The organism is Gracilimonas sp. (assembly GCF_031581265.1).
GTDB lineage: Bacteria > Bacteroidota > Rhodothermia > Balneolales > Balneolaceae > Gracilimonas.
Genome location: NZ_JAVLBQ010000057.1, coordinates 1 through 9,683, shown reverse-complemented (window position 1 = coordinate 9,683; position 9,683 = coordinate 1). Strand labels below are relative to the sequence as shown.

At 39.1% G+C, this 9,683-nt stretch carries 9 protein-coding genes; 4 read left to right on the top strand and 5 right to left on the bottom strand.

What is annotated here, in order from left to right; genetic code table 11:
• Positions 1 to 1,499 (bottom strand): thiamine pyrophosphate-dependent enzyme (locus RI561_RS13590; protein ID WP_395080790.1); only part of this gene is annotated, 1,499 nt, incomplete at its 3' end.
• A gap of 104 nt (positions 1,500 to 1,603) precedes the next feature.
• Positions 1,604 to 2,719 (bottom strand): histidinol-phosphate transaminase, encoded by a 1,116-nt coding sequence (hisC, locus tag RI561_RS13585; protein ID WP_395080789.1) that lies wholly within the window; start codon positions 2,717 to 2,719, stop codon positions 1,604 to 1,606.
• A 142-nt stretch (positions 2,720 to 2,861) separates the two neighbouring features.
• On the opposite strand from hisC, the gene RI561_RS13580 reads away from it, so the two are divergent.
• The 4 genes from RI561_RS13580 (at position 2,862) to RI561_RS13565 (ending at position 6,417) form a co-directional block, all read left to right on the top strand.
• Complete coding sequence (locus RI561_RS13580; RefSeq protein ID WP_395080788.1) at positions 2,862 to 3,557, top strand: SDR family NAD(P)-dependent oxidoreductase; 696 nt, start codon at positions 2,862 to 2,864, stop codon at positions 3,555 to 3,557.
• A gap of 60 nt (positions 3,558 to 3,617) precedes the next feature.
• A complete protein-coding gene (locus RI561_RS13575; RefSeq protein ID WP_395080787.1) occupies positions 3,618 to 4,286 on the top strand; it encodes a hypothetical protein in 669 nt (222 codons plus the stop codon).
• Between the two features lie 108 nt (positions 4,287 to 4,394).
• A complete protein-coding gene (locus RI561_RS13570) occupies positions 4,395 to 4,964 on the top strand; it encodes a hypothetical protein (RefSeq protein ID WP_395080786.1) in 570 nt (189 codons plus the stop codon).
• Positions 4,965 to 5,388: 424 nt separating this feature from the next.
• Positions 5,389 to 6,417 carry a 6-bladed beta-propeller gene (locus RI561_RS13565; RefSeq protein WP_395080791.1) on the top strand — a complete coding sequence of 343 codons (1,029 nt, stop codon included), beginning with the start codon at positions 5,389 to 5,391 and terminating at the stop codon, positions 6,415 to 6,417.
• 10 nt (positions 6,418 to 6,427) lie between these two features.
• Here the strand turns inward: RI561_RS13565 and RI561_RS13560 are convergent, their stop codons facing one another.
• The 3 genes from RI561_RS13560 to RI561_RS13550 are packed head-to-tail and all read right to left on the bottom strand — an operon-like array spanning position 6,428 to position 9,479.
• Positions 6,428 to 7,294, bottom strand: coding sequence for an SGNH/GDSL hydrolase family protein (locus tag RI561_RS13560; protein WP_395080785.1), 867 nt, complete (start codon positions 7,292 to 7,294; stop codon positions 6,428 to 6,430).
• Positions 7,295 to 7,993, bottom strand: coding sequence for an NAD-dependent deacylase (locus RI561_RS13555; protein WP_395080784.1), 699 nt, complete (start codon positions 7,991 to 7,993; stop codon positions 7,295 to 7,297).
• Entirely contained in the window at positions 7,986 to 9,479 is a 1,494-nt protein-coding gene (locus RI561_RS13550; protein WP_395080783.1) for an acyl-CoA dehydrogenase family protein, read from the bottom strand. Before RI561_RS13550 ends, RI561_RS13555 begins: the two co-directional genes overlap by 8 nt.
• Positions 9,480 to 9,683: the final 204 nt, after the last annotated feature.

Here is a 9,683-nt window from a genome sequence, read left to right as displayed (position 1 = left end):
CTCATACTGTGCCAGGGATCTCCACATTTTGCAAAACCTCCCGGCATACGAACCACAATGGGAGCTGCAAATTTATTAGCCGTCCTCCAACGGATAGTTCCACAGTTATTCAATTGCTCAGTTGCGGGATCAGCATATTTTCTAAACTGGATTTCGGCTACTGGCATCAGACCCTGATATGCTAGTCCCACAGCCCGACCAATAATTCCCTCTTCCGAAAGACTGGTATCAAATACTCGTTCTTTTCCATACTTCGATTGCAGATCCATGGTTGCAGCATGTACGCCGCCTTTCTCTCCCACATCTTCCCCAAAAACCATAACCTTAGGATTTGTTTCCAGCTCATAACGAAGGGTTCTTCGAATAGCTTCTACAATATTTATTCGTTGTTTCTCAGGTTGGGGATTTTCTGAGCTTACCGGGAACTCATGTCCTTCAACGGCAAGGCCACCAACTGTTTGGATATCTCCTTCTTCAGCAAAGGCATATTTTTCGGTTTGATCTGAATCAGGTTCCGTACGATTTAAAGCTGCTTCAGCAGCTTCTTCAATTTTTTCTTGCGCTTTCTTTTCCCAGTTCTTCCAGGTACGTTCTGTAATCTGATCGGGCACCATAAATTCTCTGAGCTTTTTAAGCGGATCCTTTTCCTGCTCTTTCTTTAGAAGTTCCTCATCTTTATAGGCCTGATTATCCTGGTAGGAATGTCCGTTTAACCGGGGAACTGTCAGGCGAATTAAAGCCGGGCCTTTTCGTTCACGTACATAGTCAACCGATTCACTTAATAATGAAGCAGCTTCTTCAGGATTCGTTCCGTCTCCATCAAAGATCTTCAAGTTGTTAAACGATCGGAGGTTTTTACTGATATCTCCTCCCGGTGTTTGATACTCACTCGTCACAGAGATACCGTATCCATTATCTTCAATGTAAAATAGAACCGGGAGATTTTGAGTAGTAGCAATGGTCAATGCCGACCAAAAGCCATTTGTGGCCACTGAGCCATCACCGCCTAAAATCACAGAGATTGCTTTTTCATACTCCTTTTCTTCCAGCACATTTTTGCGGTACTCAATTCCCTGTGCCCAACCGATTGCTGGCGTATATTGTGAGCCTACATCCCCTGCCATGGGTAATACTTTTGGGCCGTCAGAATCGGATTTATTACACACCACACCAATATCACGTCCGTCACTGTATCCGCCCGATTTACCCATTGGAGCAGCCATGGCATCTTCTTCAGAAAGACCAAGCGTAAGCAAAAGAGGCCGAGAACGATAGTACGCACTGGCTGAATCATGTTTATGGGTCAATAGATTTCCCAAGAGAATTTGTCCCAATTCATGTCCGCGTGCCGAAAACTGATAGAGTACTTCTTTATTTGGAACAAGTTCATTCTCTTCCTTCTCATCCATTGCACGTGAAGTGAGCATAAGATGAGCTACTTTTTTCCAGTCTACTTTTAGTGTTTTACTTTTCTTTGATGCCGATTTCTTTTTGGCCATGGTATCTTTAAGTAAATAGTTGCTTTAAAATTTTTACTGAGAGAGTTAACCTCTTTTTTAAAAAGTAGGCGGAAAGCAGTATGCAGTTGGCAAAGGGTTACTGCTTACTGCCTGCTATAAACCTCTAAAAATGATTGTTCAAAATGATCCATTTCTTCCGGCAGCCCAACTGTTATGCGGATACAATTCGGGAGTCCGAATGCGTTAATGCGTCTTAGAATAACTCCTTTTTCCAACATTTTTTGGGTAAAGTCGATGGCTTCACCTTCTGTGGGTAAAATCATCATAACAGAATTGGATATAGATTTTACGTATTCCACATTATGCTTATCAAAAAAGTTATATAAACGCTCTTTGCTTTGTTCAACAACGGCTATACTTTTCTTCAGAAATTCATGATCATGGTAAGCTGCCAATGCCGCAGCCTGACCTAATGCAGTAGGCTCAAAAGTTAGTTTCGTCTTCATCATATTTTTTATCAGCTCTTCATGCGCAATCGCATATCCTACCCGAAACCCTGCCAGGCCATACGCTTTTGAAAAGGTTCTCAGTACAATGATATTGTCATAATCATAATTCAGGGCATGAGGAAAATCTTCTACGTCCTTGGCATATTCGTGATATGCCTCATCCATGACTACCAATACGTCTTCAGGCACTTTCTGCATAAACCATTCAAATTCATCTTTGGTGATGTAGGTGCCCGTCGGGTTATTAGGATTAGCGATATATACCATTTTGGTATTTTCATCGATGGCATTGGCAATAGCTTTTACATCATACCGATAGCCGGAGGTCATTGGAATTCGTTTCAAGTGCACGCCCCGAACTCCTATTTGCACAAAAAAGCCGACGAAAGTAGCATCAGCTGTTATTGCATTTTCTTTATTCAGGAAAAATGTTTTACAAAGAATGGAAATAACACTTTCAGATCCTGATGCTAATAATACATTATCAGGTTTCACATTATTCCGCTCTGCAATAGCAGCTCTAAGCTTTCGGGCAACCGGGTCCGGATAATCTTGTATTTCCTGAAATGCCTCATCAATGGCTGCTTTTACCTTTGGACTACATCCCAATCTATTTTCATTGGAAGCCAGTTTTGCAATCTTCTTGGGTTTATAAAGCTCAGCAACTTCAGCAATTGTTTTCCCGGCTACGTAAGGCTTAAGTGTTTCTATGTTACTGGGAACTAACGGTTTTCCGTTTTTTAAATTCATTAAGCCTTATTTTCTTTTTATGTTTATTGGAGACTGGAAATTTACCACTAAAAAAGCGCTTTTTCCAAGGCTCTGTAAAGTTAATCGAACTATTTTTAGCTTCATTTGTTTAATTCTGTGAATATAAATCCATTGCAATAATATGAGTAATACAATAGTAGTAACTGGCGCAAGTCGGGGAATAGGATTCCAAACAGTTTTAAAATTAGCTTCTCAAAATCATACGGTTATAGCTACTGCCCGCTCAGCCGAAAAACTAAAGAAATTAAAGGAGAAAGCAGTACCGGGTAGAGTCATCACCATAGCTGCTGACCTTACTTCTGAACAAGATCTCAAAAAGCTATCCGATATATTTGAGAAATTTGACCATATTGATGGCATTGTTAATAATGCAGGTGCTTTTCACAAAGGTTCACTTTTAGAAACCGATATAGAAGTTTTTCAAAAATTGATGGATGTAAATGTATTTGGAATAGTCCGCTTGACTAAAGCAGCCAAACCAAAGCTAAAATCCGGCAGTCATATATTAAATATTTCGAGTATGTCAGGATACCAAGGCAGTAAAAAATTCGGGGGCCTTTCAGCTTATGGAGCTTCGAAAGCAGCTGTTGTGGGACTTTCAGAAGTTTTAAGTGCTGAATTTGCTGAGGATGGCATTGCCGTTAATTGTCTCTGCATTGGAGCCGTACAAACGGAAATGTTTGAAGATGCTTTTCCCGGTTTTGAAGCCCCGGTTCAACCCGAACAGATGGGGGCTTACATCGCCGACTTTATCCTAAACGGACATCAGTTCTATAATGGGAAAGTTCTACCGGTAGCTCTTAATGATCCTTCTTAGTCAAAATGGTTTTACCCTGTTTATTTTACTAACTTCGCTCAATTCAAAACCTTACCTGATATGATGCGCACTGTAACAACTTTGTTCATAAGCTTATTTATTCTTCTTGGAGGGGTGAAAGAAACGAAGGCCCAAACCATGGAATTACTTGCCGGTAACACTCTGAACGGGGCTATCAGCGGCACGCTTTTAGGCGGTGCAACAATGGGGCTGACCGGGAATTCTGATTTTACTCCTTTAAGAGTTGGTCTCGGATTGGGCACTTTATACGGTATTGGCGTTGGAGCACTGGATGTTGCGGAAGGTGAAGGTAATCAGATTTTAGTCTCCGGTCTTTTTAATGATGGCACCAACACCAGCATAATTGTTCTGCTTGATACTTTTTATGGAATCGGTGCCGGGGCCGTAGTCGCCACTTCCGTAATGTTGATTGCCAATGAACCCCTTGTTCACGGACTGCGATATGGTGCCTCAGCCGGGGCATGGATTGGTTTTGGAGTCGGTCTCGTTGATGCTTTTATGTATTCTGAACGGACTGTTTCTTCTTCCCCCTCTTCCGGAAAAGTTGGTAATGTTGCCGGTGGACTCATAGGAATCCAGTTTTCTGAAAAGGCCAGTGCAGGTCTTATATCACCGTCACAAATAGAAACGCTTGAGATGCGACCAAATGGGATTTCACAAAAACTTTCTGCATCAATAGATTTTATAAACCTGAAGATTAGTTTTTAGATTACCGCTTACCTTTTATACTTGCATCTTATATTTATTTATATATTTTAAGATATGGTTGATAAGGGATACATATTGCTAATTATTCTAAGTATAATTCTTATTGTGATGGGAGTAAATTCTTTTTTCAATGAAGATATCCCCCCCCCTTCCCCACAATCAATTGAACATGAACTTGTTGTTCATAACTCTATAGATAAGCCATTTAAAGATGCAAAGGCTTTAAAAACTATTTTCCAAAGTATCCCGGCTAAGGGTGAAATTTCTAAAGAGTGGCTTCTCCTCTTCATTTCTAAAGCAAACGACTGTTCCAATTGTTTAAATGAAGTGAATGATTATGTTGAATTATCTGACAGTCTATCAGCTCTTAAAGATAATAGTTTATCATTGCTGATTTATCATGGGGTAGATTCTCTTCAAGCAGTTCGATTTGCTAAGGCATCTGACATGTCAAATATTGTCGACGAAATGGCTATCTTGTACACTTCCGAATTATCTCAGTTAGAACTGCCTAAGCTCTCAACAAATTTCGTTAATGAAAGTTTATTATTTCTTATTGATTTGAAAGAAGAAGTAATTTTACATGTTTTCTATTTACCTACTGGACTTACAACTAATTATTCGAATAAAGAAATTACATTTCGCAATGTAATAATCAACTATACAAAATTTAAATAGGAGATAACCATGAATACTAAAAATATTTTATCCATTTCCTTATTCGTGATAAGCTTCGCTTTCTTTGTAGCAACAACTTCTACAAATGTGAATCCAACATAATTCCAGATTGTCACCATTGCGGTACAATCAGTGCTTGTGAAGAAGGCGGACAAGCATATGGGTGGACAGATTGTTGGTATGACGATACGGCACCCCCACCTTACAATTGTAATGTTCACGGATCTGATCAATGTGGGCAACAAACATAAATTACTTTAACTATTTTGGTGTAGATTAATTTAATCTACACCAATTTTAATTGGACTCACCATGAGTAAATACTACAAATATCTGATATTTTTATCTGTAGCATTCTTTTTTTCAACTTCTTTATCTGCTCAAAAATTTAACTTAGAACTCAAGTAAACTATGGTTATTGGAGGTGAAAATTGATTCTACTCAATACCTCTTCAGTGCAATAAGAACCATTAGTGTGGGAAAAGAAAAGACTATATATGTAGCTGATGCCAGTGATAATACAATACGAGTGTACAATAAACATGGAAATTTTGTGAAAAAAATTGGGCGCAGAGGGCGTGGGCCGGGGGAATTTCTTCAAGTCACTTTTTTGCAGAAAAGTGATAATGGACAACTAATAGCTTTGGACCGGTTTCAAAACAGAGTTTCTTTTTTTGATGCCTCGGGAAACTTCACCCATTCTGTTTCTTTAGGTTCAGAGACTCTTGGAGCTTCACATTTATTTTATCAGAACAAGCAGGGGCACTTTTACCTTGTTAGATCTGATCAAACATCAGAACAAAACAAATCTTTTTTACTTCATCAATACGATCAATCTCTGAAAGAAAAACAGGAAGAATATATTGATGCTTTTGAGCATTTCTTTGACTCTTCCGATCCACTACAAGTTAGAATTGCTAAAGTTCCGATCTATAAAGCAGCCCTGTATGGAGATAATATTGCTGTTGTACCAGGAATTTATAGCGGGCAAATATCAACATTTAATACTAATAATGGCTCAGAAAAAAATTTAGGCCAGCCTGTTTCTAATATGGTAACGCTATATGATTGGGATAGCAGAGAAAAATATCGAGAAAGCGACGAAGTTGGATTTGCTTCCAGCTCTGGGCAGGAAGGAAATTTTTTTTTCAAACGTAAAGGATCAAGTTTTGGGTTGATCGGTAATGATAAATTTCTTCTCTATTTTTATGGAATATTTGATGAAAACCAAATTATCCCTTACGTAGATGTTTATAATTCAAATGGCGAATTTTTGAAAAATATTCCTCTTAAAAATCAACCTGTTTCTTTTATAAGCAGTGACAACAAATTCTCGTTTGTTCCACATTTTCTTGATGAAGAAAACAACTTGTATGCCTCAGACTACTACTATAAAAACTCATTTCCTGCGGTTCGTGTTTTCAAAACTAACCTGAATGAGCTTTTAGAATAGTAATTCTTAATTAACTTTTAGGCTCTTTAGGTTCAGTCAGTTTTTTAATAATCGCTTTTACCGTTTCCATATGCCCGGATAGGGAATGATGTAATCCATCGGGAAGATAGTTCCAGGCATTAGGTTCATCTTCGCCCATGCGTTCAGCTCTTCCATCTATGATGGCTCCTTGTTTGCCGGCAACAAGTTCCTGTACCTGTCCCAAATCTTTGGGTTTAATAGTGAAATCGTACAGCAGGTTTTCTTCCAACATCTCAGAAATAACCGGGGCCGGTGTGATCCATATTAAAGGATTATCCACTCGTTCACCTAATACAGCCTGTATCGTTTCAATATTTTCCCATGTTTCTGAAAGAGGGAGCAATGTTCGGTTCGGGGCAATATTCAGCCTTTGGGCATCAAAAGTACCAAGGGCAACGATCACCCAATCCGGTTCGTGAATAACTACATCCCGGTCAATTCTTCGAAGCGCCTCAGCAGTGGTATTGTAAGAAACACCGGCGTTAATGAATTTGAAGTTGGCTTTCTCTACCGAAATTTCCAACACGTGTTTTAAAATTGTAAACCAACCCTGGGCATCTTCCGTATTGGAATCGCCAAAAGCTACGATGGTCTCTTCGCCATCCATTGGAATATCATCGAGACAATCAACAATCTCATCTTCCTTCAAAATTTCCAAAGCAGCCTCTTTCGCATTTTCTTCATAATTCTCCCGATATTTTTCCAGTTCCTCTTCAGAGATTCCAAACAAACCGGCCTCTGAAGCCATATTATTCTTCCCCGGAAAAAGAGGAACCCTTTTTGACACATGATAAAAGGGTAACATAAACTGTTCTAAAACACTTTTCTCTTCTTCTGATGCTTTCTTTTTAGACATTTAATTAATCTCTTTTTTTAGTTTTTCTGCTAACTTTGAAATACCGGTACCTGCTTTCTCTTTATAATGTACCCACTCTTTTTTATTAAACAACTGGGGCTCTTCAGGGTCAATGATATACTTGGGAATTTTTGGAGGAGCATATTCAACCAAGCTTGCTGCAGGATATACTACCAATGAAGTACCTACCACAACTAAAATATCTGCTTTAGCTATTTCTTCAGCTGCAACTTCAATCATGGGAACCATCTCACCAAACCACACTACGTGAGGTCTTAATTGAGCTCCGTCTTCGGCGGTATCTCCCAACTTAATAGGATCGGAACCGATGTCTATCACAAGTGATTCATCTTTTTCGCTGCGTGCTTTCTTCAATTCACCGTGCAGGTGCAAAACGTTAGTGGAGCCGGCTCTCTCATGCAAATCATCTACATTCTGTGTAACTATCAGCACTTCAAAATGATCCTCCAAGACTGCTAATGCTTTATGGGCCTTATTGGGCTGGGCTTCAGCTGCTTGCTTTCTTCTTTTGTTGTAGAATTCGAGGACGCGTTCAGGATTATTCTCCCATCCTAGAGGTGACGCTACTTCTTGAATATCATATCCTTCCCATAATCCATCGGATCCCCTGAACGTAGCTAATCCACTTTCAGCACTTATTCCTGCTCCTGAAATTACTACAATCTTTTTTTTAGGCATTCACCGTAACGAGTTTAAACCAAGAACTGTCAACATTGTAGTCTTCAACTACACTTGCTTTACCGCCATTTTTATAGGTATGAATAATGGTATTAACTTCTTCCTGAAGCGTTTGTACTGCATTATCAATGAGCTCCTTGTTGAAACCCTGATCTCCTAAATTCAGCGTAAATTCAATGGAAATAATTCGGCCTAAAGCTTTACCTAAATCCACTAACTTGCGTTGGGGCATTTGAGGATCAATCTCAAAATCGAGGATTTCTTTAAAAAATTCTGACGACCTCTCTGTTAGATAATATTCAGAAAGAAAATCATGCAGGTTATTATTCTTCACTCTCCTCATCATCTTTAACACAGATTCACTTATCTGCTGGTAAAGAATATCATTGGATCCTTCAAAAATTTGGAAGGGGCGGCTGTCAACTACAGACCGTCCAGCTATACTATCGAGCCGGTAACCCATTGCCCCTTTCAGCTGCAGCAATGATTGTGATGCTTTTTGCATGTAATCTGTAACCAGCGATTTTATTGCGTTCGCCTCCACATCCATGCGTGAAGTATTTTTATGAAGAGGAACATTTGTACTGGTGAAATTGCACATCGCAGAGCAAACCGTAAAGTAAGCCTGAATTTCTGATAATCGGTGTTTAACCTGGTCATAGTCAAATAGGCTCAGTCCACCTACAAATCTGTTTTTGCAGTGCTCAACAGCTTCATCCATCATTCTTCTCAGAAACCCCATTCCCATTCCCGGAAACTGTAGCCGACTTCTGTGAAGAAGATCTAACATCATGGTAACTCCGGTAGTTTTTGGTTGAAGTTTATGATCTTCACCAACTTCTATATCAATTTTATTCTTGCCGTACGGAAGCATATACAATCCTAAATTATTGTAATACTCCTCTACTTCAATACCACCATTGCGGGTATCATGAATAAAAAATGAAATATCTCTTCCTAAATCTCCTTTCTTATTTATTGCACGTGCGGTGATTAACCAATAATCTGCCATACCAGTTAAGCCGCCCCAGTGTTTTGTCCCTTCTATTTTATAGGTATCATCACCAATCTTTTTATAACTGGTTTGCATACGTAAAGCATCTGAACCATAGTCAGGTTCAGTAATCATCAACCCACCGAGTTTATTTTTATTTAATACCCTTGAAAAGATTTCTTCTTTCACACTCTCATCTGCATAATTAGCCATGGGCTGTAAAAATAGTGCTCCATTTATCCCCATCATCAATGATAATGGCAATGATTCATATGAGCTTGCCTCAAGCATACTTAATGCTTCTGCAGTGTGGCCTCCATGACCACCGTATTCACTGGGAATAAATGCTGCTAACGGAGAAAGATCTAAAATCTCTTTTAATGTAGAATCTTCTATACCTCTTACTAAGGTGTTTTCTTGAGCATCTTTATTTTCTGAAAATATCGAAAATAACTTTTCTTTGTAGTCTTTTAAGAAATCCTGAAAATCCAATTGTATGTGCTTTTCTTATGGTTTTTAACTAAACAAACTTCTGTAATATAATCATTCCTAAAGGCCTTTTCTGCATTGATAGCAATAAAAAAGCCCTCATTCCGAGTAGGAAAGAGGGCTTAGTATAAAAAGGAAGAAGGCGACGACCTACTCTACCGCTTGTGAGCAGTACCATCGGCGCTGCAGGGCTTAACGGCCGTGTTC